The sequence below is a fragment of the Streptomyces sp. NPDC001410 genome (assembly GCF_042895235.1).
Lineage (GTDB): Bacteria > Actinomycetota > Actinomycetes > Streptomycetales > Streptomycetaceae > Streptomyces.
This window is the reverse complement of sequence record NZ_JBIAWE010000016.1, coordinates 170,650-192,614: the sequence shown is the minus strand read 5'-3', so window position 1 is coordinate 192,614 and position 21,965 is coordinate 170,650. Positions and strand designations below refer to the sequence as shown.

Genomic DNA, 21,965 nt, shown 5'->3' with positions numbered 1-21,965 from the left:
CTTCGCACGCCGCCGACTGCCTGCGGCGGCTCCTGGAAGGAACTCCCGAAAGTGATGCTTCAGCGCAAGAACCGGCTGCGCGCCCTGTCTCTCGGTGCTCTCGCCGTCTCCGGCGCCCTGGCCCTCACGGCGTGCGGCTCCGACGACAACGGCAACAACGACGCCACGGGCAAGCCGTCGACCTCGGCCGGCGCGGGCGCCATCAAGTGCGACGACGCCAAGGGCCAGCTCCTCGCCGACGGCTCCTCCGCGCAGAAGAACGCGATCGACGCCTGGGTGAAGAACTTCTCGCAGGCCTGTGGCGTGCAGATCAACTACAAGGGTGGCGGCTCCGGTGCCGGTGTCACCGCGTTCACCCAGGGCCAGGTTGCCTTCGCCGGTTCCGACTCGGCGCTGAAGCCCGAAGAGGTCACCGCCTCCAAGAAGATCTGCTCCGGCGGCCAGGGCATCGACCTGCCGATGGTCGGCGGCCCGATCGCCCTCGGCTACAACGTCCCGGGTGTCGACAACCTGGTCCTGGACGCCCCGACGCTCGCCAAGATCTTCGACAGCAAGATCACCAACTGGAACGACAAGGCGATCGCCAAGCTCAACCCGGGCGTCAAGCTGCCCAACCTCAAGATCCAGGCGTTCCACCGCTCGGACGAGTCCGGCACCACGGACAACTTCACCAAGTACCTGATCGCCACCACCCCGGACAACTGGAAGTACTCCGGCGGCAAGGCCTGGCAGGCGAAGGGCGGCCAGTCCGCTCCGCAGTCCGCCGGTGTGGCCCAGCAGGTCAAGCAGACCTCCGGCGCCATCGGCTACTTCGAGCTGTCCTACGTCAAGGACGGCATCAAGGCCGTGTCCATCAACACGGGTGCCAGCAAGCCGGTCGCCCCCAGCACCGAGAGCGCCACCGCCGACATCGCCGCCGCGAAGGTCGTCGGCACCGGCAAGGACCTCTCGCTCCAGCTGGACTACAAGACCAAGGCCGAGGGCGCCTACCCGATCACCCTGGTCACCTACGAGATCGTCTGTGACAAGGGCAACAAGGCGGACACCCTGCCCGCCACCAAGGCGTTCCTGCGCTACATCGCCAGCGAGGACGGCCAGAAGATCCTCTCCACGATCGACTACGCCCCCGTCCCCGACGAGATCATCGCCAAGGTCCGCACGACCGTCGACGGCCTGAGCTGACCTGATCCGAGAGTGCGGCCCGGTTCTCACCGACCCGGGCCGCACCGTCCGGTGCACCGCCGCCCGGAGCCGCGCCCCGTACCGTTGGGGTAGCGGCTCCATGGAGCCGCCGCCCACCGCGCGGCTCCGCAGACCGGAGAACCCGATGGACATATCGACCCAGACAACAGACGCATCTCCCCCCGCTCCCCAGCCGAAAGCGGCCCAGCACAAGAGCAAGTCCCGCGCCGCGACCCGTGCCGGTGACCGCATCTTCCTGGGCCTGTCGCGCGGCTCGGGCATTTTGCTGCTGGCGATCATGGCCGCGATCGCGGTCTTCCTCGCCTACCGTGCCTCCCTCGCGATCAGCAAGGACCACGGCAACTTCCTGACCACCTTCGAGTGGAACACCAACCTCATCCCGCCGACCTTCGGCATCGCGGTGCTGGCCTTCGGCACGATCGTCTCCTCGATCATCGCCATGGCCCTCGCGGTCCCGGTCGCGGTTGCCATCGCGCTGTTCATCACGCACTACGCGCCGCGCCGGATGGCCGGCCCCGTCGCGTACGTGATCGACCTGCTCGCCGCCGTGCCGTCCATCGTGTACGGCCTGTGGGGTGCGCTGATCCTCGTACCGCACATGAACGGCCTCTACGGCTGGCTCAACGACTTCTTCGGCTGGACCGGCCTCTTCTCCTGGGACCAGGGCGCCCCGCGCTCGATGCTCACGGTCGGCATCCTGCTCGCGATCATGATCCTGCCGATCATCACCAACGTGAGCCGTGAGGTCTTCCGCCAGGTCCCGAGGATGCACGAGGAGGCGGCCCTGGCCCTCGGCGCCACGCGCTGGGAGGTCATCCGCATGGCCGTGCTGCCCTTCGGCCGCTCCGGTGTGATCTCCGCGTCGATGCTCGGCCTCGGCCGCGCGCTCGGCGAGACGATGGCCGTGGCCACCGTGCTCTCCCCCTCCTTCGACATCCAGGCCAGCCTGCTCAACCCGGGCGGCGGCACCTTCGCCCAGAACATCGCCAGCAAGTTCAGCGAGGCGAACGAGTTCGGCCGGGACGCGCTCATCGCGTCCGGTCTCGTCCTGTTCGTCATCACGCTGCTGGTCAACGGCGCGGCCCGGCTGATCATCGCCCGGCGCGCGGAGTACTCGGGGGCCAACGCATGAGCACCGCAGCCGTCACCGACAAGCGTCCCAGCACGCTGCGCGCCGCCAGCCTGCCCAAGTGGTCCCCGTGGGCGATCGCCGCGGGCTCCATCGCCCTGGGCATCGGCATCTCGCTGGCCGCCGGTCTCGACAGCAAGATCCAGTGGGGTCTGATCGCCGCGGTCCTGTTCGTCCTCGGCACGTACGTGATCGCCGCGAGCGTCGAGGGCCGCCGGCAGGCCAAGGACCGCATCGCGACCAGCCTGGTCTGGGTCGCCTTCGTGGTCGCCGTGGTGCCTCTGGTCTCCCTGATCTGGGTGACCGTCGCGCGCGGTGTGAAGGTCCTGAACGTCTACTTCCTGACCCACTCGATGGGCGTCGTCGCCGACACCGAGCCCGGCGGCGGCATCTACCACGCCATCATCGGCAGCCTGGAGCAGGTCGGCCTCGCCCTCCTGATCGGCGCCCCGATCGGCGTTATGACCGCCATCTACCTCGTGGAGTACGGGCGAGGCAGGCTCGCCAAGTCGGTCACCTTCTTCGTCGACGTCATGACGGGTATCCCGTCGATCGTCGCGGGTCTGTTCATCCTCAGCCTGATGCTCATCTTCAAGATGCAGCCGTTCGGCTTCGCCGGTTCGCTGGCCCTGGCCATCCTGATGATGCCGGTCGTCGTCCGGTCCACCGAGGAGATGCTCAAGCTCGTTCCGAACGAGCTGCGCGAGGCGTCCCTGGCGCTCGGCGTGCCGAAGTGGCGCACCATCCTGAAGGTGGTCCTGCCGACCTCCATCGGCGGCATCACCACCGGCATCATGCTGGCGGTCGCCCGTATCGCCGGTGAGACCGCGCCGGTGCTGCTGCTGGTGTTCGGCAACCCGTTCATCAACAACAACCCCTTCGAGGGTGCGCAGGCTTCGCTGCCGCTGTACATCTACCAGCAGTTCGCGAACAGCGCGGGTTCCGGAGCGGCGTACGACAGGGCTTGGGCGGCATCGCTCACGCTGATCGCCTTCGTGATGATCCTCAACCTGGTGGCCCGGGCGATCGCCCGCTGGAAGGCCCCGAAGACCGGTCGCTGACGCGGCCATACAGCGACCGAGCCTGAAATTCTGGAAGTGAAGTAGACATGGCCAAGCGAATCGACGTAAGCGGACTCACCGCCTACTACGGCTCCCACAAGGCGATCGAAGACATCTCGATGACCGTCGAGCCCCGCTCGGTGACGGCGTTCATCGGCCCCTCCGGCTGCGGCAAGTCGACGTTCCTGCGCACGCTGAACCGTATGCACGAGGTCACGCCCGGTGGCCGCGTCGAGGGCAAGGTACTGCTCGACGACGAGGACCTGTACGGCGCCGGCGTCGACCCGGTGTCGGTGCGCCGCGAGGTCGGCATGGTCTTCCAGCGCCCGAACCCGTTCCCGACGATGTCGATCTTCGAGAACGTGGCGGCGGGGCTGCGGCTGAACGGCAGCTACAAGAAGTCCGAGCTGAACGAGATCGTCGAGAAGTCCCTCAAGGGCGCGAACCTCTGGAACGAGGTGAAGGACCGCCTGAGCAAGCCGGGCTCCGGTCTGTCCGGTGGTCAGCAGCAGCGGCTCTGCATCGCCCGTGCGATCGCGGTCGAGCCGAAGGTGCTGCTCATGGACGAGCCGTGCTCGGCGCTGGACCCGATCTCGACGCTCGCGATCGAGGACCTGATCGGTGAGCTGAAGGAACGATTCACGATCGTCATCGTGACGCACAACATGCAGCAGGCTGCGCGTGTGTCCGACCGTACGGCGTTCTTCAACCTCGCCGCGGTCGGTCAGCCGGGCCGGCTGATCGAGATCGACGACACCGAGCGGATCTTCTCGAACCCCTCGGTCCAGGCTACGGAGGACTACATCTCGGGCCGCTTCGGCTGAGCCTCCCCAGTCCCCTCGCGGTGCTGCATGGCGGTGCCACCGCGAGGATGCAAGAGGGCCCGCCCCTGGCTCCCGGGGGCGGGCCCACTGCGTTCGGCTTCGGCCGTTGGTCCGGGGGCTCCGCCCCCAACCCCGCCGGGGCTTCGCCCCTGGCCCCCGGTTTCCCGCCCGCCCGTCTCGGTCGGCTGAGATGCGAGGCAGAGGGGGTGGGGGGCTCGGTTGGCCGAAAGCCGCTGTCGGGGGCTTCGCCCCTGGCCCCCGGTTTCCCGCCCGCCCGTCTCGGTTGGCCGAGAAGCGGGGAAAGCGAACACCCACCCCCTCTGTCCGGCTTTTCAGCGGACCGAGACGGGTGGGTGTGGTGGGCGGGTCTGTGGGTTACAGGATCGTCAGGTTCAGGAGGCCGAAGGACAGGGCCGCTACCAGGGCCGCTGCCGGCATCGTGATGAACCAGCCCATGACGATGTTCTTGGCCACGCCCCAGCGGACGGCGTTCACCCGCTTCGTCGCGCCGACGCCCATGATCGCGGACGTGATCACGTGGGTGGTCGAGATCGGCGCCTTGAAGAGGAACGCGGTGGTGAACATGATCGACGCGCCGGTGGTCTCCGCCGCGAAGCCCTGCGGGGGGTCGAGTTCGATGATCTTGCGGCCCAGCGTGCGCATGATCCGCCAGCCGCCGGCGTACGTACCGAGGGACAGCATGACGGCGCAGACGATCTTCACCCAGACCGGGATCGGGTCGCCGTACGTCTCATGGCCGGAAATCACCAGTGCCATCACCACGACACCCATCGTCTTCTGGGCGTCCTGGAGACCGTGACCGAGGGCCATACCGGCCGCCGAGACGGTCTGGGCTATCCGGAAGCCCCGCTTGGCCTTGTGCGGGTTGGACCTGCGGAACAGCCACAGGATCGCCGTCATGACCAGGTAGCCGACGAGCAGACCGACGATCGGCGACAGGAACATCGGGATGACGACCTTGTCCAGGACGCCGTTCCAGAGCACCTCCGTGCCGCCCGCCAGCGCCGCCCCCACCAGACCGCCGAAGAGGGCGTGGGAGGAAGAGGAGGGCAGGCCGAAGTACCAGGTGACGAGGTTCCAGACGATCGCGCCGAGCAGGGCCGCGAAGAGGATTCCCATACCGCGCGAGCCGTGGGGCGTCTCGATCAGGCCCTCGCTGACCGTCTTGGCGACCCCGGAGCCCAGGAAGGCACCCCAGAGGTTCATCACCGCAGCCATGGCGAGAGCCGCCCGCGGGGTCAGCGCCCGCGTCGACACCGACGTCGCGATCGCGTTCGCGGAGTCGTGGAAACCGTTCGTGTACGTGAAGAAGAGCGCGACCGCGATGGTCACGATGAGAGCGAGGGTGTCCATCGACGCCTCAGGACTCCTTGACGGCGATGGTCTCCACCGTGTTCGCCACGTGCTCGAACGCGTCCGCGGCCTCTTCCAGGACGTCCACGATCTGCTTGAGCTTGAGCACCTCGATCGCGTCGTACTTGCCGTTGAAGAGGTGGGCCAGCAGCTTGCGGTGGATCTGGTCCGCCTGGTTCTCCAGACGGTTCACCTCGATCCAGTACTCGGTGAGGTTGTCCATCGTGCGCAGGTTGGGCATCGCTTCGGCCGTCAGTTCGGCAGCGCGCGCCAGCACCTCGATCTGCTGCTCGACGCCCTTCGGCAGCTCTTCGACGTTGTAGAGGACGACGAGGTCGACTGCCTCCTCCATGAAGTCCATGATGTCGTCCAGGGACCCGGCGAGGGAGTAGATGTCCTCGCGGTCGAACGGCGTGATGAACGAGGAGTTCAGCTGGTGGAAGATCGCGTGCGTGGCGTCGTCACCTGCGTGTTCCGCGGCCCGCATACGCTCTGCGATCTCGGCCCGGGCAGACGCGTCCGCCCCGAGCAGTTCCATCAGGAGTTTCGAGCCGGTGACGATGTTGTCCGCGGATGCGGCGAACATGTCGTAGAAGCTCGTCTCCCTGGGGGTCAGACGAAAGCGCACGTGTGGTCCTCGGGGTGCTTCGGTTTCGGTCAGGCTGATGCTAGGCGCAACATCCGGCCACGGCTATCGGGTCGTCCTCCAGTGTCACCCATCGGGCATGGTGATCAGCACGGGGGCGTACCAAGGGCCCTTTACCCAGCAAAATTCGTTACCATATACCCACCAGGGGTATATTTCCTCAGTTCGTCCCGAGATGGAGGCCTGTGATGACGACGACCGAGGCCGGCGCCACGCACGGTTACCACAAGCAGAAGGACGAGCACCTCAAGCGGCTGCGCCGGATCGAGGGGCAGATCCGCGGTCTGCAGCGCATGGTCGACGAGGACACCTACTGCATCGACATACTCACCCAGGTGTCCGCCTCCACCAAGGCCCTGCAGTCCTTCGCCCTCCAGCTGCTGGAGGAGCACCTGCGGCACTGTGTCGCGGACGCGGCAGTCAAGGGCGGCGACGAGATCGACGCGAAGGTGGACGAGGCCACGAAGGCGATCGGCCGGCTCCTGCGCACCTGATCGGAGCCGGCGGGGCGTGATCAGGGCCGGCAGGGCCTGATCAGACCTCGGCGGATTCCCGTTCCTCGGCCACCCGCAGCACCTCGTCGATGCTCTCCAGGCTCAGCCGGTCCTCGGCGGCCGAGGCGGCGATGATCAGCTCTCCGCACAGCTCGATCTCGGCGAGGGCCACGTGGTCCTGAACTGCCGTACCGCCGACCGGAGCCACGTGCATCACCTCTTCTCAACCGTCACCGACTTCCTAGAGTAGGGAGCGGTCTACACACCGCGCATGGCACGGACGGGCTAGTTCGCGGGTGGCGATCCGGACTAGTGCGCCGACTGGTTTTCGGCCCCGCTGTAGGCGATCCGGCCCGCGTAGATGTCCTTCGGGCTGGGCAGGCGCACGTCCACGGGGGCGCCGAAGTCGTACAGCAGGGTCGTCGAGGCGACCGCCACGGCGGTCTTCTCGCGGCCGTTGACGAAGCTGAAGTGCTGACGCAGCTTGCGGATGCGGCCCTCGTCGTCCAGATAGGCGTCGAACGGAACCTCGGCCGTGGCGAACCCTTTCGCTGCCGCTGCCAGGGACGCCCGGTCGGCGGCCGAGGCACGCCTCGACGCGTGGGACAGATCGGCCGTCCCGCGGTAGTGCCGCACCTGTGTGCCGCCGACCTTCGTCCGCCCCATGTACGCCGCCGTACGCGTCCCGCGCAGCACCTCCGCGGCGGCGTACGGGTCCGTCGCGCCGCCCGTGACGAGGTTGCCGTCGGACAGGCTCGCGGTCTCCACCCGCACCCACTTGTCGGCGGGCACCCCCGCACCCCGGTTCTTCATGAACAGGGCGCCGGGGGCGAGGAGTTCGGTGATGGGCCGGTGCTCGGAGGTGCCCGCGGGGTCCTCCGGCAGGATCACGGTCAGCTGTCCGAGCCGGCGCCGGTAGTCGTAGACGCCCTTGCCGCGGATGGTGACCCGGGTGCCGCCGGTCGCCATCTCCATGGACGTGGTGGCCTTGGAGCTGCCCGCGCCGCGCAGGGTGTCGGCGGCGCGCTGCAGGGCGGTCACGGGGTCGCCGCCCGCGCCGTTCACGCCCTGGGCCGCGGCACCGCTGCTGGAACACCCCGTGGCACCCACGCCGAGCCCGACCATCATCCCCACCGCGACGACCGTCCTGCCCGCGCGCCTCTGCTGCCGCCGATCCATCGCCTGCCTACCCCCAGCCGGTACGTCCGTCACGGGCCCCCTGTCGTTCCGGTTAACGACGAGTAGGGGGTGCCGTCACGCACTGCCGAAGGCTGGGAAAGGGCATACAAACGCTTTAACCGGGGTGTCGGTAACGTTGTCGGCGTGGCGCAGGAGGACGGGCCGGAGCGACTCCGGCAGGGGCAGGAGCACCTCACGACGACGACCGAGCAGGGGCGCTTCTGTGTCGCCCGCTGCACCTGCGGCTGGCGCGGCCCGGCCCGCCGGGCGCGCAGCCAGGCCAGAACGGACGCGGCGGGCCACTCGGCGGCCCTGTGAGGGCCCCGGCCGCCCCCGCCGCTACCTGTGCTCGAACTCCCGCACGAGGGTGTCCACGAGGTCGCGGTCGCGGGGCTGGGTCAGCCGGCCCCGGGCCGCGGTGGGGGAGAGCCACAGGATGCGGTCCACCTCGTTGTTCGGGGTGAACCGGCCGGAGACCGCCTCGGCCGCCCAGTAACGCACCTGCTTGGGGCGGCCGTTGGCCAGGTAGTGCAGGGCCGGCAGCTCGTTGCCGGGCTCGGCGGTGTAGCCCGTCTCCTCGGCGACCTCGCGCAGGGCACCCGCGAGCGGGTCCTCACCCCGTTTGAGCTTGCCCTTGGGGTGGGACCAGTCGTCGTACTTCGGCCGGTGGACCAGACAGACCTCCAGCTCGTCGTCCACCGGCGAGCGGCGCCACAGCACGCAGCCCGCCGCCAGGACCAGGGTGTCGTTCACACCGCCTCCTCGGGAGGGTTCAGGGTGCGTTGACCGTCTGCTTCTGCCACGCCTGCTGGAAGGCGAACCGGGCCGCCTCCACCTCGTGCCGCTGGTCGGCGTGGAGCACGCCGAGCGCGTACGCCGTCGCCGGTGCGATGCGGGGCGTGCGAGCCGCCTGGGCGGCCGCGGCCGCTGCCTCCGAAGCGTCGCGGTGCCGGTTCAGGGCCTGGCTCGCCGCCAGCAGGCGTACGTCCACGGGGGTGCTGCCTCCGCACAGCACCTCCAGGGCGTAGCGGTGCAGGCGCAGCAGCAGACGGACCTGGTGCCAGGGGCCGTCCTGGGGGTGCGGGGACGGGTCCGGGGACAGGCCGTGGACCAGGGCCTCCGCGTTGTACGGGTGGCCTGCAGTGAGCAGGGGAAGGGCGGTGATGGCGTCCGTGAGGCGTTCCTCGGCGGCGGCCGCGAGGGGGCGCAGGTCGGTGGTGGGGGCGGCCGGGGTGAGGGGGACCTCGCTCGCGAGCACGGCGACCTTGTCGGCGACGGCGTGGAAGCGGCTCGATCCCAGGGCCTGGAGAGCCGTGGAATGGGCTCGGGTCCGGGCGAGGGTGAGCTGGCGTTCGAGTAGGGCGCCTGCTTTTGCTGCGCCTACCGTGAGGTTGCCGCGCTCCGGGGTGGCCGTCGGGTGGGCAGGGCCACTGGCGTTGGAAGGTGTCCCTGCGCCCACCCTCCCCCGAGCTCTCGACTCCGCTCGAGCAGGGGGGTCCCCCATCGCCTCAGCGGCACGACTGCCCGCAGCTACGGCGGCTGACGCGCCGGCTGCGTCGGCCGAGGGAGCGGCCGCGCCCGCAGCCCCGCTACGGCGGCCCGCCGCGTCGCTCACCGCCTGTCCCGGGAACACCGCCGCCCCCGACAACCGGTGCAACGCCAGCAACAGCCGTTCCAGGCGGGACTCGTAGGCGTGTTCAAGGCCCAACGTGCCGGACAGCCAGGCCAGTTCCGGGCGCATCTCCTCCGACCAGTCCGTGTCGAGCAGAGGGCGGAACGTGTGCAGGCTGCCGCTGATGCGGCGGGCCGAGCGGCGCAGCGCCCGGGCCGCATCGACGGCCTCCTCCGTTTTGTTCGCCGCGCCGCCGTTCGCCGTACCGCCGCCGTTCTCCCGGTGCAGGCGCAGCGCGCGGAGGAACTCCGTGGCCTGGGCGCGCAGGTAGCCCGCCAGGGCGTCCCCCGTCACCTCCGTGGCCGTGGGGTCCGTCGGGTCAAGGTGTTGCTGTGCCACGCCGGCGCCTCCGGGCGTCTATGAGCATCTCCTGAACGTTGCGCAGGGGCTGTCCGTCCGCGTCCGTCGCGTGCCGGGTCCACTCGCCGTCGGGGCCGAGGTGCCAGGAGGCCGTGGTGTCGGACATGCCGGTGTCGAGCAGCCGGTTCAGGGCTGCCCGGTGGCCGGGGTCGGTGACCCGGACCAGGGCCTCTATCCGGCGGTCGAGGTTGCGGTGCATCATGTCGGCGCTGCCGATCCACACCTCGGGCTCGCCGCCGTTGCCGAAGGCGAACACCCGGGAGTGTTCGAGGAACCGGCCGAGGATCGAGCGGACCCGGATGTTCTCCGACAGACCCGCGACGCCCGGACGGACGGCGCAGATGCCTCGCACCCAGATGTCGACCGGCACGCCCGCCTGGGACGCCCGGTAGCAGGCGTCGATGAGCGCCTCGTCGACTATCGAGTTGACCTTGATGCGGACGAAGGCCGGGCGGCCCGCACGGTGGTGCTGGATCTCCTTGTTTATCCGCGAGATCAGGCCGTCCCGCAGGGACTTGGGAGCGACCAGGAGCCGGCGGTAGGTCTCGCGGCGGGAGTAGCCGGACAGCCGGTTGAAGAGGTCGGACAGGTCGGCGCCGACCTGCGGGTCGGCGGTGAGCAGGCCGAGGTCCTCGTACAGGCGTGCCGTCTTCGGGTGGTAGTTGCCCGTGCCGACATGGCTGTAGCGCCGCAGCGTCTCGCCCTCCTGGCGGACCACCAGGGACAGCTTGCAGTGGGTCTTCAGGCCGACCAGGCCGTACACGACGTGGCAGCCGGCCTCCTCAAGACGCTTCGCCCACTTGATGTTGGCGTGCTCGTCGAAACGGGCCTTGATCTCGACCAGGACCAGGACCTGCTTGCCGGCCTCGGCGGCGTCGATGAGCGCGTTGACGATCGGGGAGTCACCGGAGGTCCGGTACAGGGTCTGCTTGATCGCGAGGACGTCCGGGTCCTCGGCCGCCTGCTCGACGAAGGCCTGCACGGACGTCGAGAAGGAGTCGTACGGGTGGTGCAGCAGGACGTCCCGGCTGCGCAGGGCCGCGAAGATGTCGGGCGCGGACGCCGACTCGACCTCGGCGAGGTCGCGGTGGGTGCCCGCGATGAACTTCGGGTACTTCAGCTCGGGACGGTCGATGCCGGCGATGCGGAAGAGACCGGTGAGGTCCAGGGGACCCGGCAGCGGGTACACCTCGGCCTCGCCGATCTTCAGCTCGCGCACCAGCAGGTCGAGCACCTCGCGGTCGATGGACTCCTCGACCTCCAGGCGCACCGGCGGCCCGAAGCGGCGCCGCATGAGCTCCTTCTCCAGGGCCTGGAGCAGGTTCTCGGCGTCGTCCTCCTCGACCTCCAGGTCCTCGTTCCTGGTCAGCCGGAAGGCGTGGTGCTCCACCACCTCCATGCCCGGGAACAGCTCCTCCAGATGCGCGGCGATGACGTCCTCCAGCGGGACGTACCGGCCGGGCGCGGCCTCCAGGAAGCGGGACAGCAGCGGCGGCACCTTCACCCGGGCGAAGTGCTTGTGGCCGCTGACCGGGTTGCGTACGACGACGGCCAGGTTCAGGGAGAGGCCGGAGATGTACGGGAACGGGTGCGCGGGGTCCACGGCCAGCGGGGTGAGGACCGGGAAGATCTGGTGCCTGAAGAGCGTGAAGAGGCGCGCCTGCTCCTTCTCGGTCAGCTCGTTCCAGCGGACCAGGTGGATGCCCTCCTCCGCGAGCGCGGGGGCGACGTCCTCGTGGTAGCAGGCGGCGTGCCGGGCCATCAGCTCGCGGGAGCGGGCCCAGATCATCTCCAGGACCTCGCGCGGCTGCAGGCCGGAGGCCGAACGGGTGGCGACGCCCGTCGCGATCCGGCGCTTCAGACCGGCCACCCGGACCATGAAGAACTCGTCCAGGTTGCTGGCGAAGATCGCCAGGAAGTTGGCGCGCTCCAGCAGGGGCGTGTTCGGGTCCTCGGCCAGCTCCAGTACGCGCTCGTTGAACGCGAGCCAGCTGCGCTCCCGGTCGAGGAAACGCCCCTGCGGCAGCGGTGCCCCCTCACCCTGCGCCTCCTCGTACGCGTCGAGGTCCGCATCGATGTCGGGCTCGAGGTCGGAAACGTTCGCCGACACGGTGTGCGGCCGGTGCGCGGCGATGGAGCCCACGGAGGGCTGGACGTGCTGGACCTCTGCCTGGGTGTCTTGCTGACTCATGAACCCATTCTTCCGCGCCAAGGGCGAGACAGGCGCGTCGGAACGTGCGGGAGGGAGCCTTACGGTCCCGTTTCCCGCGAGCCCCTCGGGGGGCGGCGAAGGCTCTGGCACGGCGGGGTTCATTGGCTGAGCGTCGCAAGACCGTCTGAATCGATGGTTACGGAGACATGACGTGCGGGATATCGGGGGGCGGCCCGAAGGGGTCCGCGGTGCTCGTGTGACGATCCGGTACGCCCGGAAGTGACGTTCCCGTACCCGCGAAAGTGACGTTCTCGTACCCGCGAAAACGACGGTCCCGTACGTCACTCCCCCCGTGGAAGGGACGTACGGGACCGAAGGGGCGTACGGAGCCTCGGCTCGCCTCGGTGTCAGGCCGCCCGGCGGCGCAGTACCGCGTACGCGGCGGCGGTGGTCAGCGCCGCCACGGCCAGGACGATGCCGGTCTCCACCCACTGGAGTGCCCAGAAGTGGGACGCGGGGTGGTAGACGGCGAAATAGCCGTCGGCGTTCCGTCCCCAGTTCACGCGCCAGACGTCGTAGGCCAGGTCCGGCTCGCTGGGCGAGGTGCGGGTGACCGCCGGCCACAGGTCGGCGCGGTAGCGGGTGAGCAGGAAGTTGAGCAGCCACATCGCGGCGAAGGCGGCGCCGAGCCCGGCCAGGGTGCGGCGCAGCAGCAGCGCGGCGAGCGCGCCGACGGCGAGGGCGCACAGGCCGTACGCCACCGTGAGCGGGCCGCGGGCCACGATGATGTCGCTCTGGTACCAGTTGGTGATGGGGATCAGGTCCTCGTTGGCCGACCAGCTCCAGCGGAACACGAGGACCAGGGCCAGTCCCCCGGCGGCGACGGCCACGGCCGACAGGGCCAGCTTGGCGGTCAGCCAGCGCACCGGGGTGACGCCCTGCGTCCAGGCCAGCCGCGCCGTACCCGATTCCAGTTCGCGGCCGACGAGCGCGCCGCCCGCGAAGACGGCGACGGCGAGGAAGGTGTAGCAGATGAGGGTGCCGACCCAGCCGACCGTGTTGCCGTAGTCGAAGCTGTCGAAGGCGTCGATGCACACGTCCGCGTGGGCGCAGGCCTGTACCGCCCTGCGGGTGGCGGGCGCGGTGACCTCGTTCAGGTACACCAGCCAGCCGATCAGCCCGGTGACGACGGCGGCCCAGAGCAGCAGGGCGGTTCGGTGCAGCCGCAGCACGGTGCGGGGCAGGCCCTGGACGGCGGCGCTCATGCGGTGGCTCCCTTGGGGAGACGGAGGGCGCCGGTGAGGCGGCGGAGCACGAGGAACGCGGCCACCGTGAACAGTCCGGCCAGGGCCAGGACCAGGGCGCTGGTGGTCAGCTGGAGCGGCCAGTAGTGCGCGTCGGGGTGGTAGGTCTGGTAGAAGCCGACGGCACCCCGCTTCTCGAACAGCCGCTGGCAGCCCGCCCAAGTGTCCGCGTAGCAGCGGGGCTCGGGGATGTGGCCGCCGGTGCGCGTGACCAGGCCCTGGTCGACGCTCAGGCTGGGGGAGGAGTCTCCGAAGGTGTGCCCGAATCTCGTCACGTGGGTGACGGTCGGCCACAGGTGCGGCATGAGCCACTGCGCGAGGCCCCACAGGCCCCCGGTGGCGACGACGGCGGTGGCCAGCGCGGGCAGGGCGCGGCGCAGGGCCAGGCCCGCGAGGGCGCCCGCGGTCAAGGCGGCCAGGGCCAGGGCGACGGTGGTGGGGCCGTTGGTCTGGAAGGTCCACATGTCCCACTGGCTCTTGGCGGTGTCGACGCGGCCGCGAGCAGCCACCCACGCCCGGTGGTGCAGGAACACCAGCAGGCTCGTTCCCGCGGTGACCGCGGCGGCCGGCAGGGCCAGCCTGGTCGCCAGCCAGCGGGCCGGGGTGACGCCCTGTGCCCAGGCCAGCTGTGCCGTGCCGGATTCCATCTCGCGGCCGGTGAGGGCGGCGCCCGCCCAGGCGGCGATCAGGAGCGGCAGCGCGGCGAGGGGGAGCGTGAGGTAGTTGTACGTGTCCTTGTAGCGCAGGATCGCGTCCTGGTCGTAGGCGCACTTCTCGGACCAGTGGCAGGCCTTGTACTGCCGCCAGCCGTCCGCCGCCGCGTCGGTGAGCGGTCCCCCGAGCCACAGCAGCAGGGCGGCGCCGAGGAGAACCAGGCCCGCCCAGACGAGCAGCTCCGGCCGGTGCAGGCGCAGGACCCAGCGGGTGAGGTGCGGGCGGCGGACGGCTGCCGGCGTCGTCACGGCGGTCACGCGGCACTCTCCTGGGCCACGGCCGGAGCGGCGCCCAGCGCCGGGGCCTCGGGGTTGCGCAGGTGGGCGAGGACCAGTTCCTCCAGCGAGGGCGCCGAGGTGCGCAGGTCGCCGGGGAGCGGTCCGGCCGGGCGGACCAGCGCGGTCAGCTGACGGCCGGTGACCCGGGACTCGACCACGGTGTGCCTGCTCAGATCGGTGGACTCGGCGGCCCCGCTGACCCTCAGGTGGGCGGCGAGCAGGTCGTCGATCTCGCCGGCGAGGCGGATCCGGCCGCCGCCGGCCAGCAGCAGGTGGTCGCAGGAGTCCTCCAGCTCGGCCACCACGTGCGAGGACATGACAATGGTGGTGCCGTACTGCGCGGCGTCGGCCATCAGGGTGCCCATCAGCTCGTGCCGGGCCAGCGGGTCGAGGTCGGCCATCGGCTCGTCCAGCAGCAGTAGTTCGGGCCGCTTGCCGAGCGCGAGGGCGAGGGCGACGCGGGTGCGCTGTCCGCCGGACAGGGACCGTATGCGGGACCTCGGGTTCAGGTCGCCGCCGGTCACGACCTGCTCGGCGGTGGCCGCGTCCCAGCGCTCGGGGTTGAGGTCGGCGCCCATCCGCAGCGTCTCGGCGACGGTGAGCTGCGGGTACAGCGGCTTGTCCTGGGCGACGAAGCCGACCCGGGCGCGGGCCTCGGCGGGCGTCCTGCCGAGCACCGACAGCCGGCCCTCGGTGGGCGGGAGCAGCCCGGCGGCGAGCGCGAGCAGCGTCGACTTGCCGGCGCCGTTGGGCCCGACGAGGGCGCACACCCGCCCGGCGGGCAGCCGGAACGCGAAGTCCCGCAGTGCCCAGCGTCCCCGACGCCCGAAGCGCTTGCCGAGGCCGGTGGCCTCGAGAGCCGTGTCGCTCATGAACGTTCTCCCTGGAAGTGCTTGTCGAGTACGGCGGTGAAGAGGGCCGCCACGTCGTCCCGGTCCAGCCCCGCCTCGACGGCCCGCGCCGCCCACTCCTCCAGCTCCGCCCGCAGGGGGGAGTCGGCCGGGGCGCCGCCCAGGGACCGTCGGACGAAGGTGCCGAGCCCGCGCCGCGCCTCGACCAGGCCCTCCCGCTCCAGTTCGCGGTAGGCCTTGAGGACGGTGTTGGGGTTGATGGCGGTGGCCTCGACGACCTCGCGGGCCGTCGGCAGCCGGTCGCCGGGCTGCAGCAGGCCCAGGCGGAGGGCCTGTTTGGTCTGCTGGACGATCTGGACGTAGGTGGCGACACCGCTGTGCCGGTCGATACGGAATTCGACCACGCGCTGAACCACCCTTTCACTAATTGAGTAGTGAAAGGGTGGTGCAAGAGAGGGGCAGCCGTCAAGGCGGCCGCCCCTCGCATGGGGTCATGTCACGTTTCGGTGCGGTACATCAGGTCGGTCTCGTGCGTGCCGAACCCCAGCCGCTCGTACACCGACACCGCCGCCGTGTTGTCCGCGTCGACATACAGCATCGCCGTCGGCAGTCCCTGGGCGGCCAGGTGGCGCAGGCCGATCGTGGTCAGGGCCTTGCCGAGGCCGCCGCCCTGCTCGCCCGGGCGGACCCCGAGCACGTACACCTCGCCGAGCCCCTCCTCGGCGTGCACCTTGGTCCAGTGGAAGCCGGCCAGCTCCCCGGCCCGCTCGGCGAGGAAGAACCCGGCCGGGTCGAACCACGGTTCGGCCTTGCGGTCGTCCAGGTCACGCTGGGTGAGTGAGCCCTGCTCCGGGTGGTGTGCGAAGGCGGCCGCGTTGACGGCGAGCCAGGCCGCGTCGTCCTTGCCGGGCTCGAAGGTGCGCACGGTCACGCCCTGCGGCAGTACCGGCTCGGGCAGCTCCAGATCGGTCAACGACCGCCGCATCTGGCGCAGTTCGCGGAACAGGGTCAGCCCCAGCACCTGGGCGAGGTGCCGGGCGGCGGAGTGCCCGCCGTGCGCCCACACCCGCAGCCGCTTGCCCGAGGCGGCGAGCAGCGCCGAGCCCAGCGCCCGCCCGTGCCCGTGCCCGCGGTGCGCGGGGTGGACGACCAGCTCGGCGGCCGGCGCCTCCACCGGGTCGGTGTCCTCCAGTTGGGCGTAGCCGACGAGTTCGTCCCCGACGGTCAGCAGCAGATGCGACACGCCGGGGCGAGCGCCCCCGCGCAGCTGCAACCGGCCCTGCTCGGACACCGACTGCTGCCCGTCGACGCGGGCGGCTTCGGCGAGCAGCCCGAGCACGGCCTCGGCCCGGTCCGGGTCGAGCGCGGAGAAGGTCTCGATGGAGCGGGAGGGGAAGGGCCGTACGGCGTCGTCGCTGCTCATGCGTACGAGGGTACGGGGCGGGCGGGTCGAAGTGCCGACACCGCAGCACTTAAAGGAATCACCAAAGGGAAACCAGGAAGTAACCTCGAACCCCCTGTCGCGCTACGCGCGTTGACCCTAGGCTGCGCCGGAAACGGCCACTCGCCACAGCCGACCCACAGGGGGGTCCCATGCCAGCCGCGCCCCGGCGCACCAGACGTCGTACCTACGCCTTCCTCGGCGCGACCGCAGCTCTCGCCACGGCCGCCGCCCTGGCCGCCGCGCTGCCCGCGCAGGCCCACGCGGACAAGGGCCACCACCCGCTGCCGAGCCGCTACCAGGACGTCCAGCTCCTGTCCTTCAACGACCTGCACGGCAACCTCGAACCCCCGTCGGGCTCCTCCGGCCGGGTCAGCGAACTCCAGCCGGACGGCACGACGAAGACGATCGACGCGGGGGGCGTCGAATACCTCGCCACGCACCTGCGCAAGGCCCGCGCGGGCCACCCGTACTCCATCACCGCGGCCGGCGGCGACATGGTCGGCGCCTCCCCGCTGCTGTCCGGTCTCTTCCACGACGAGCCCACCATCGAGGCGCTCAACAAGCTGGACCTGGACGTCACCTCGGTCGGCAACCACGAGTTCGACGAGGGCGCACGGGAACTGGCCCGCCTGCAGAACGGTGGCTGCCACCCCACGGACGGCTGCTACAACGACGAGGAGTTCGAGGGCGCGGACTTCCCGTACCTGGCCGCGAACGTCCAGGACGAGAAGACCGGCAAGCCGATCCTGAAGCCGTACTGGGTCTGGAAGAAGCGGGACGTACGGATCGGCTTCATCGGCGTCACGCTGGAGGGCACCCCGGGCATCGTCTCCGCCGACGGCGTCAAGGGACTGGCCTTCAAGGACGAGGTCGAGACGATCAACAAGTACGCCAAGGTGCTGCAGCGCCAGGGCGTCCAGTCGATCGTGGCCCTCATCCACGAGGGCGGCTTCCCGGCCTCCGGCGCGTACAACTACAACTGTGACTCCCCGGGTGCGGGCTCCGGCATCTCGGGCCCGATCGTCGACATCGCGAAGAACGTGACCCCGGCGGTCGACGCCCTGGTCACCGGCCACACCCACCAGGCCTACGTCTGCACGGTCCCCGACCCGTCGGGCAAGCCCCGCATGGTCACCTCGGCGGCCTCCTTCGGCCGTCTGTACACCGACACCACGCTGACGTACGACCGCTTCACCGGCGACATCGCGCGTACGGCCGTGAAGTCCGCGAACCACGTGGTCACCCGGGACGTCCCGAAGGCCCCGGACATGACGGACCTGATCTCCCGCTGGAACACCCTGGCGGCCCCCATCGGCAACCGTGCCATCGGCTACATCTCGGCCGACATCAACAACACCGGTACCGAGTCCCCGATGGGCGACCTGATCGCCGACGCGCAGCTCGCCCACGGCCGGGAACTGGACCCGAAGACCAGCCTCGCCCTGATGAACCCGGGCGGCGTGCGCGCGGGTCTGACCTACCAGGCCAAGGGCGCCGAGGGCGACGGGGTCGTCACCTACGCCGAGGGCTTCACGGTCCAGCCCTTCGCCAACACCGTGAACCTCCAGGACTTCACCGGCGCCCAGCTGATCCAGGTGCTCAAGGAGCAGGTGAGCGGGGTCAACGCGGCGGCCCCGAAGATCCTGCAGCCGTCGGCGGGTCTGACGTACACGCTGGACATGACGAAGACCGGCGCCGACCGCGTGGTCACCGACTCCATCCGGCTGAACGGCGCGCCGATCGACCCGGCGGCCACCTACCGCGTCGCCACCAACAGCTTCCTGGCGGGCGGCGGCGACGGCTTCCCGACCCTCGGCCAGGGCACCGGCGACCTGGTCGGCGGGGACGACCTGGCCGCACTGGAGAAGTACCTGACGGCACACTCGTCGGCCGCCTCACCGCTCGCGCCTTCGGCGGCGGACCGGATCACCGTCGTGCAGTAGAGCCTGTGTGAATAGCGCTGCGGTTCCGAAATAGCCCTGAGAATTCCTCTCAGGGCTATTTCATTGAGGCTCATCGGAATTGGCCTTTTCCTGCTTTCGGGTCCCGCGATGTTTTCCGTGTCGAAACCGAACGGCACCGAAAGCAAGCGTCGGCCGGTCAGGGCTGTTGCAGCGCCTTGGGAACCTGGGACTCCCAGCGCCAGTGCAGCAGCGCGGCGAGCAGCGCGAACGTGCCCAGCGGAAGCCACAGCAACAGCAGGAACGTGGGCGGGTGGTCCGAGGTGAACAGGAGCACCACCCACAGCAGGAAGCCGCAGCCCAGGGCGATGAGGCCACCGGTGACCGCCCGCTCCCACGCCTTGCGGTGTCCGGCCCGGCGCCGTATCCGGGCCTCCACCTCCGGCCGCCGGTCCCACCCCATGCCGCGGTGCCTTGCGGCGGCCTCCCGCAGGCGGGCGACCTCGGTCGACGGGTCGTCCAGCTGCCGGCCGTCCATGTGCGGCAGGACGAACCGGCGGCCGTCGGTGTCGTACAGGTACGTGATCCACTTGTCCGCGTACGCGTTGGCGTTCGGTAGCCGCTCGGCCCGGATGTCGTAGATGTCGTGCCAGGCACGGCTGCGTTCGGTCACGGCCCACCGGGCGGTGATCCCGCGGGCCCCGACGAGCGTGCGGGCGCGCCGCATGTAGAGCGCCATGTGCGCGAGCAGCACGATGTAGAGCGCAGCGAGTGACGCCGGAACCCAGCGGGGCAGGTGGTGGCTCTGCATCGCGTGGTAGACACCGTTCAGACCCAGCAGCCCTATGCCGAGGGTCATGCGGAGCGGTGCCTTTCTCTGTTTGCGGTACTCGCGCTCGATCCCGCCGCCGTACGTGTCCACGCCCCGCCCGCCTCCGTGTGCTGCCTCAGGTCCTCTTCCGCCGGTCGAACCAGATCGTGGCCGCCGTCGGCACCAGCCCCGCCCAGAAGATGATCTGCGGAAAGGCCCGGTCCGTCCATGGCACCTGGGTGAGAAGCAGGGCACAGAGCATCGCCCAGGCGGCCTGGCCCAGGACGATGCGGGGCCAGCGGCGGCGGTTGATCAGGGAACGGAGGTTGTAGCGGACTCCCATGCGCAGCCGGCGGTAGCGCAGCAGGGCACCCACGGCCCAGATGGCAGTCATGGGGACGAGGTCCCACAGCCGTTGGCCCAGGGGAAGAGGCAGGGCGCGCTGGGTGTGGCCGTCGGTGGTGAACAGGTCGAGTCCGGCGGCGGCGAGGCCGACGCACAGCACGGCGAGCCAGCGCACTCCGCGCAGCAGCCGGTACGAGGCGTCGTCCAGGCCCTGTTGCATCGTCGCCGAGTCCGGGGCGACGGCGAGGGCGTCGGCGTAGAGCGTGGCGGCCTCGGCGGCCTTGACGCCGGGTGTGTCGGCGTTCTTCTTGGTCTGCCGGGCCAGGGCCTGCGGGTGGTTCGGGTCGAGACGGAGGATGGCCTGGTCCATCTGGTCGGCGACGGTCCGGTTGCCGCCCATGTCGGCGATCAGCCACGCCACCTCGTAGCCGAACACCTCCTCGGGCGCCAGGCGGATGGCCTGCTGGGCCAGTTCGGCCGACTCCTGGAGGAAGCGGTCCATGGCCTCCCGGGTGACCTGTCCGCCGTTGGCCTGCCCGAACTTGATGGCCCTGATGCGGAACAGCCAGTTGGCGAGCATCGCGTATCCCACCCAGTACTCCGGGTCGAGACGGATGACCTCACGCAGGACGCCCTCGGTCTCCGGAAAGCGGCCGCCCACGGCCTGCAGGGCGTAGGCGCGCTGGATGAGCGCCGGTATGTCCTCGGGGGCGAGCGCGAGCGCCCGTTCGGTTGCCTCCAGCGCCTGGTCCGCCTCGTTCTCCAGGCGGAGATGGCACCGGGCGAGCCTGACCCAGGCCCGGACGTCCTCCGGATCCTCCGCGAGCCGCTGCCCGAGCACCGTCTTGGCCTCGTCGTACCGCCGCAGTTCGTAGAGCGCGTCGGCCCGCTCCAGGGCCGGATGCACGGTCGTCACAGCTTGCGCCTCTTCTTCAGATAGGCGATCAGGTCGTCGTACACGCCGCCCTCGTTGGCGAACATCGCCACGTTCCGGGCGGAGGCGAACCACGGGTCGGCCGACGGGCTGACCTCCTTGGCCGCGCCGAGCAGATCCTTCATGCCGATCATGCGGACGGTGCCGGTGCGGGCCGAGTCGAGCAGCGCGCGCTCGGCGGCCGCCTCGCACAGATGGGCCAGGTCGGCGCCGGACAGGCCGTCGGTGACCTTGGCCAGCTTGGCCAGGTCGACGTTCTCGATGGGGCGTTCGCGCAGGTGGTAGCGGAGGATCGCCTCGCGGGCCGGGGCGTCCGGCGGCAGCACGAGCAGGGTGCGGTCCAGCCGGCCGGGGCGGCGCAGCGCGTTGTCCACGTCCCAGGGGACGTTGGTGGCCGCGAGCACGAACACACCCTCGTTGGCGGCGGAGTCGATGCCGTCCAGCTCGGTGAGCAGCTGGTTGACGGTGTTGCGCATCCCGCTGTGCCCGGTACGGCTGCGCTTGGCGCCGAGCGCGTCCAGCTCGTCCAGGAAGACCACGCAGGGGGCCTGCCGGCGGGCCGTCTGGAAGATCTCGTGCATGTTGCGCTCGGAGTTGCCCATCCACATGTCGAGCACGTCGTTGACCGACACGGACAGGAAACCGGCGCCGAGTTCACCGGCGATCGCCCGCGCGATGAACGTCTTCCCGCAGCCGGGCGGACCGTACAGCAGCAGCCCGCCGCGCAGGCTCTTTCCGTACAGCTTGCGCAGCTCGGGGTTGCGCAGCGGTGCGAGGAAGGCGGCCTCCAGCCGGTCCTTGACCTCCTGCATCCCGCCGACGTCGGCGAGCCGTACCCCACCGGGCCGCTCGACGTCCCACGCCTCGGCGTCCCCGGGGTCGTCGTCGCCGTCGGCCCGGGCCGGGGCCTCGGTGAAGCGGGGCGGTACGGCATCCCCGACCTGCTGCTCGGCGGCCCGCCAGTCGAACCCGCCCTGGGCCCCGGAGGCAGGGGCGTCCGGGGCAGGTGCGGCAGGCGGTGCCGCCGCGGGTGCCGGCCCCGGCTCGGCGGGCGGGGCCGGCTGCTGCGGTACTCCCATGGCGCGGGCCATGAGCTGCCGCGCGTGTGCGTCCCCCGGCGCGTGCTGCAACGCGAACGCCACCTCGGCGATGGCGGCGTCCGGCCGGCCGTCGTTCAGCAGCAGCTCGGCGAGGTGCAGTCGCAGGGGTACGTCGGTGGGCGTGGCGGCAACTGCCGTACGCAGGCTCTGAATCAGCGGGGAGTCTTCCGGCATGGGCCATACCCTACG

The 21,965-nt window shown here is 70.4% G+C and carries 22 protein-coding genes; 7 read left to right on the top strand and 15 right to left on the bottom strand.

What is annotated here, in order from left to right; translation table 11 throughout:
- The first annotated feature begins 51 nt into the window (after positions 1 to 51).
- The 4 genes from pstS (at position 52) to pstB (ending at position 4,217) form a co-directional block, all read left to right on the top strand.
- Positions 52 to 1,182: a phosphate ABC transporter substrate-binding protein PstS gene (gene pstS, locus ACFY3C_RS32080; RefSeq protein WP_390773256.1), complete on the top strand. Its 1,131-nt coding sequence runs from the start codon at positions 52 to 54 to the stop codon at positions 1,180 to 1,182.
- Positions 1,183 to 1,327: 145 nt separating this feature from the next.
- Positions 1,328 to 2,335, top strand: a complete 1,008-nt coding sequence (pstC, locus tag ACFY3C_RS32075) for a phosphate ABC transporter permease subunit PstC (protein ID WP_390773255.1) — start codon at positions 1,328 to 1,330, stop codon at positions 2,333 to 2,335.
- Positions 2,332 to 3,393 (top strand): phosphate ABC transporter permease PstA, encoded by a 1,062-nt coding sequence (gene pstA, locus ACFY3C_RS32070; RefSeq protein WP_390773254.1) that lies wholly within the window; start codon positions 2,332 to 2,334, stop codon positions 3,391 to 3,393. Before pstC ends, pstA begins: the two co-directional genes overlap by 4 nt.
- A gap of 47 nt (positions 3,394 to 3,440) precedes the next feature.
- On the top strand, positions 3,441 to 4,217 hold the full coding sequence (gene pstB, locus ACFY3C_RS32065) for a phosphate ABC transporter ATP-binding protein PstB (protein WP_386573817.1): 777 nt from the start codon (positions 3,441 to 3,443) through the stop codon (positions 4,215 to 4,217).
- Positions 4,218 to 4,592: 375 nt separating this feature from the next.
- Here pstB and ACFY3C_RS32060 read toward each other — a convergent pair whose 3' ends face one another.
- Positions 4,593 to 5,591, bottom strand: coding sequence for an anion permease (locus tag ACFY3C_RS32060; RefSeq protein ID WP_390773253.1), 999 nt, complete (start codon positions 5,589 to 5,591; stop codon positions 4,593 to 4,595).
- 7 nt (positions 5,592 to 5,598) lie between these two features.
- Positions 5,599 to 6,219 carry a DUF47 domain-containing protein gene (locus ACFY3C_RS32055; RefSeq protein WP_094216994.1) on the bottom strand — a complete coding sequence of 207 codons (621 nt, stop codon included), beginning with the start codon at positions 6,217 to 6,219 and terminating at the stop codon, positions 5,599 to 5,601.
- Between the two features lie 206 nt (positions 6,220 to 6,425).
- On the opposite strand from ACFY3C_RS32055, the gene ACFY3C_RS32050 reads away from it, so the two are divergent.
- Complete coding sequence (locus ACFY3C_RS32050; protein WP_345059085.1) at positions 6,426 to 6,731, top strand: metal-sensitive transcriptional regulator; 306 nt, start codon at positions 6,426 to 6,428, stop codon at positions 6,729 to 6,731.
- Between the two features lie 40 nt (positions 6,732 to 6,771).
- Here ACFY3C_RS32050 and ACFY3C_RS32045 read toward each other — a convergent pair whose 3' ends face one another.
- Together ACFY3C_RS32045 and ACFY3C_RS32040 are read right to left on the bottom strand one after the other, a co-directional pair.
- Entirely contained in the window at positions 6,772 to 6,945 is a 174-nt protein-coding gene (locus ACFY3C_RS32045; RefSeq protein ID WP_386573815.1) for a hypothetical protein, read from the bottom strand.
- A gap of 95 nt (positions 6,946 to 7,040) precedes the next feature.
- Entirely contained in the window at positions 7,041 to 7,910 is an 870-nt protein-coding gene (locus ACFY3C_RS32040; protein ID WP_390773252.1) for a hypothetical protein, read from the bottom strand.
- Positions 7,911 to 8,054: 144 nt separating this feature from the next.
- Between ACFY3C_RS32040 and ACFY3C_RS32035 the strand changes: the two genes are divergently transcribed.
- A complete protein-coding gene (locus tag ACFY3C_RS32035) occupies positions 8,055 to 8,228 on the top strand; it encodes a hypothetical protein (protein ID WP_390773251.1) in 174 nt (57 codons plus the stop codon).
- A 21-nt stretch (positions 8,229 to 8,249) separates the two neighbouring features.
- On the opposite strand, the gene ACFY3C_RS32030 is transcribed toward ACFY3C_RS32035, so the two are convergent.
- The 8 genes from ACFY3C_RS32030 to mshD form a co-directional block, all read right to left on the bottom strand.
- The gene (locus ACFY3C_RS32030; protein ID WP_386573812.1) at positions 8,250 to 8,663 is read right to left on the bottom strand and encodes an NUDIX hydrolase; all 414 of its coding nucleotides are present in this window, start codon (positions 8,661 to 8,663) and stop codon (positions 8,250 to 8,252) included.
- A gap of 19 nt (positions 8,664 to 8,682) precedes the next feature.
- A complete protein-coding gene (locus tag ACFY3C_RS32025; RefSeq protein ID WP_390773250.1) occupies positions 8,683 to 9,921 on the bottom strand; it encodes a CHAD domain-containing protein in 1,239 nt (412 codons plus the stop codon).
- Positions 9,902 to 12,256, bottom strand: coding sequence for an RNA degradosome polyphosphate kinase (locus ACFY3C_RS32020; RefSeq protein ID WP_386573810.1), 2,355 nt, complete (start codon positions 12,254 to 12,256; stop codon positions 9,902 to 9,904). Before ACFY3C_RS32020 ends, ACFY3C_RS32025 begins: the two co-directional genes overlap by 20 nt.
- A 245-nt stretch (positions 12,257 to 12,501) precedes the next feature.
- Complete coding sequence (locus tag ACFY3C_RS32015) at positions 12,502 to 13,359, bottom strand: hypothetical protein (protein ID WP_390773249.1); 858 nt, start codon at positions 13,357 to 13,359, stop codon at positions 12,502 to 12,504.
- A complete protein-coding gene (locus tag ACFY3C_RS32010) occupies positions 13,356 to 14,369 on the bottom strand; it encodes an ABC transporter permease (RefSeq protein WP_390773248.1) in 1,014 nt (337 codons plus the stop codon). The genes ACFY3C_RS32015 and ACFY3C_RS32010 overlap by 4 nt, the downstream gene beginning before the upstream one ends.
- Positions 14,366 to 15,262, bottom strand: coding sequence for an ABC transporter ATP-binding protein (locus ACFY3C_RS32005; protein WP_390773247.1), 897 nt, complete (start codon positions 15,260 to 15,262; stop codon positions 14,366 to 14,368). Before ACFY3C_RS32005 ends, ACFY3C_RS32010 begins: the two co-directional genes overlap by 4 nt.
- Positions 15,259 to 15,645, bottom strand: a complete 387-nt coding sequence (locus tag ACFY3C_RS32000; protein ID WP_390773246.1) for a GntR family transcriptional regulator — start codon at positions 15,643 to 15,645, stop codon at positions 15,259 to 15,261. The genes ACFY3C_RS32005 and ACFY3C_RS32000 overlap by 4 nt, the downstream gene beginning before the upstream one ends.
- Positions 15,646 to 15,737: 92 nt before the next feature.
- Positions 15,738 to 16,664 (bottom strand): mycothiol synthase, encoded by a 927-nt coding sequence (mshD, locus tag ACFY3C_RS31995; protein WP_386573804.1) that lies wholly within the window; start codon positions 16,662 to 16,664, stop codon positions 15,738 to 15,740.
- A 170-nt stretch (positions 16,665 to 16,834) separates the two neighbouring features.
- On the opposite strand from mshD, the gene ACFY3C_RS31990 reads away from it, so the two are divergent.
- On the top strand, positions 16,835 to 18,628 hold the full coding sequence (locus ACFY3C_RS31990; protein ID WP_390773245.1) for a bifunctional metallophosphatase/5'-nucleotidase: 1,794 nt from the start codon (positions 16,835 to 16,837) through the stop codon (positions 18,626 to 18,628).
- Positions 18,629 to 18,785: 157 nt separating this feature from the next.
- Here the strand turns inward: ACFY3C_RS31990 and ACFY3C_RS31985 are convergent, their stop codons facing one another.
- From ACFY3C_RS31985 to ACFY3C_RS31975, 3 genes are read right to left on the bottom strand one after another with little or no spacing between them, the layout of a single operon-like run.
- On the bottom strand, positions 18,786 to 19,508 hold the full coding sequence (locus ACFY3C_RS31985; RefSeq protein ID WP_390773244.1) for a PH domain-containing protein: 723 nt from the start codon (positions 19,506 to 19,508) through the stop codon (positions 18,786 to 18,788).
- 25 nt (positions 19,509 to 19,533) lie between these two features.
- On the bottom strand, positions 19,534 to 20,658 hold the full coding sequence (locus tag ACFY3C_RS31980; RefSeq protein ID WP_390773243.1) for a tetratricopeptide repeat protein: 1,125 nt from the start codon (positions 20,656 to 20,658) through the stop codon (positions 19,534 to 19,536).
- On the bottom strand, positions 20,655 to 21,950 hold the full coding sequence (locus tag ACFY3C_RS31975) for an ATP-binding protein (RefSeq protein WP_390773242.1): 1,296 nt from the start codon (positions 21,948 to 21,950) through the stop codon (positions 20,655 to 20,657). Before ACFY3C_RS31975 ends, ACFY3C_RS31980 begins: the two co-directional genes overlap by 4 nt.
- Positions 21,951 to 21,965: the final 15 nt, after the last annotated feature.

Excerpts from the sequence above, each read along its gene's own strand:
- ACFY3C_RS32045 (WP_386573815.1), bottom strand. The coding sequence starts at position 6,945 with ATGCACGTGGCTCCGGTCGGCGGTACGGCAGTTCAGGACCACGTGGCC.
- pstC (WP_390773255.1), top strand. The coding sequence starts at position 1,328 with ATGGACATATCGACCCAGACAACAGACGCATCTCCCCCCGCTCCCCAG.
- ACFY3C_RS32015 (WP_390773249.1), bottom strand. The coding sequence starts at position 13,359 with ATGAGCGCCGCCGTCCAGGGCCTGCCCCGCACCGTGCTGCGGCTGCAC.
- ACFY3C_RS31990 (WP_390773245.1), top strand. The coding sequence starts at position 16,835 with ATGCCAGCCGCGCCCCGGCGCACCAGACGTCGTACCTACGCCTTCCTC.
- ACFY3C_RS32040 (WP_390773252.1), bottom strand. The coding sequence starts at position 7,910 with ATGGATCGGCGGCAGCAGAGGCGCGCGGGCAGGACGGTCGTCGCGGTG.
- ACFY3C_RS32020 (WP_386573810.1), bottom strand. The coding sequence starts at position 12,256 with ATGAACCCCGCCGTGCCAGAGCCTTCGCCGCCCCCCGAGGGGCTCGCG.
- mshD (WP_386573804.1), bottom strand. The coding sequence starts at position 16,664 with ATGAGCAGCGACGACGCCGTACGGCCCTTCCCCTCCCGCTCCATCGAG.
- ACFY3C_RS32050 (WP_345059085.1), top strand. The coding sequence starts at position 6,426 with ATGACGACGACCGAGGCCGGCGCCACGCACGGTTACCACAAGCAGAAG.
- ACFY3C_RS32060 (WP_390773253.1), bottom strand. The coding sequence starts at position 5,591 with ATGGACACCCTCGCTCTCATCGTGACCATCGCGGTCGCGCTCTTCTTC.
- ACFY3C_RS31975 (WP_390773242.1), bottom strand. The coding sequence starts at position 21,950 with ATGCCGGAAGACTCCCCGCTGATTCAGAGCCTGCGTACGGCAGTTGCC.
- ACFY3C_RS32005 (WP_390773247.1), bottom strand. The coding sequence starts at position 15,262 with ATGAGCGACACGGCTCTCGAGGCCACCGGCCTCGGCAAGCGCTTCGGG.
- pstA (WP_390773254.1), top strand. The coding sequence starts at position 2,332 with ATGAGCACCGCAGCCGTCACCGACAAGCGTCCCAGCACGCTGCGCGCC.
- pstB (WP_386573817.1), top strand. The coding sequence starts at position 3,441 with ATGGCCAAGCGAATCGACGTAAGCGGACTCACCGCCTACTACGGCTCC.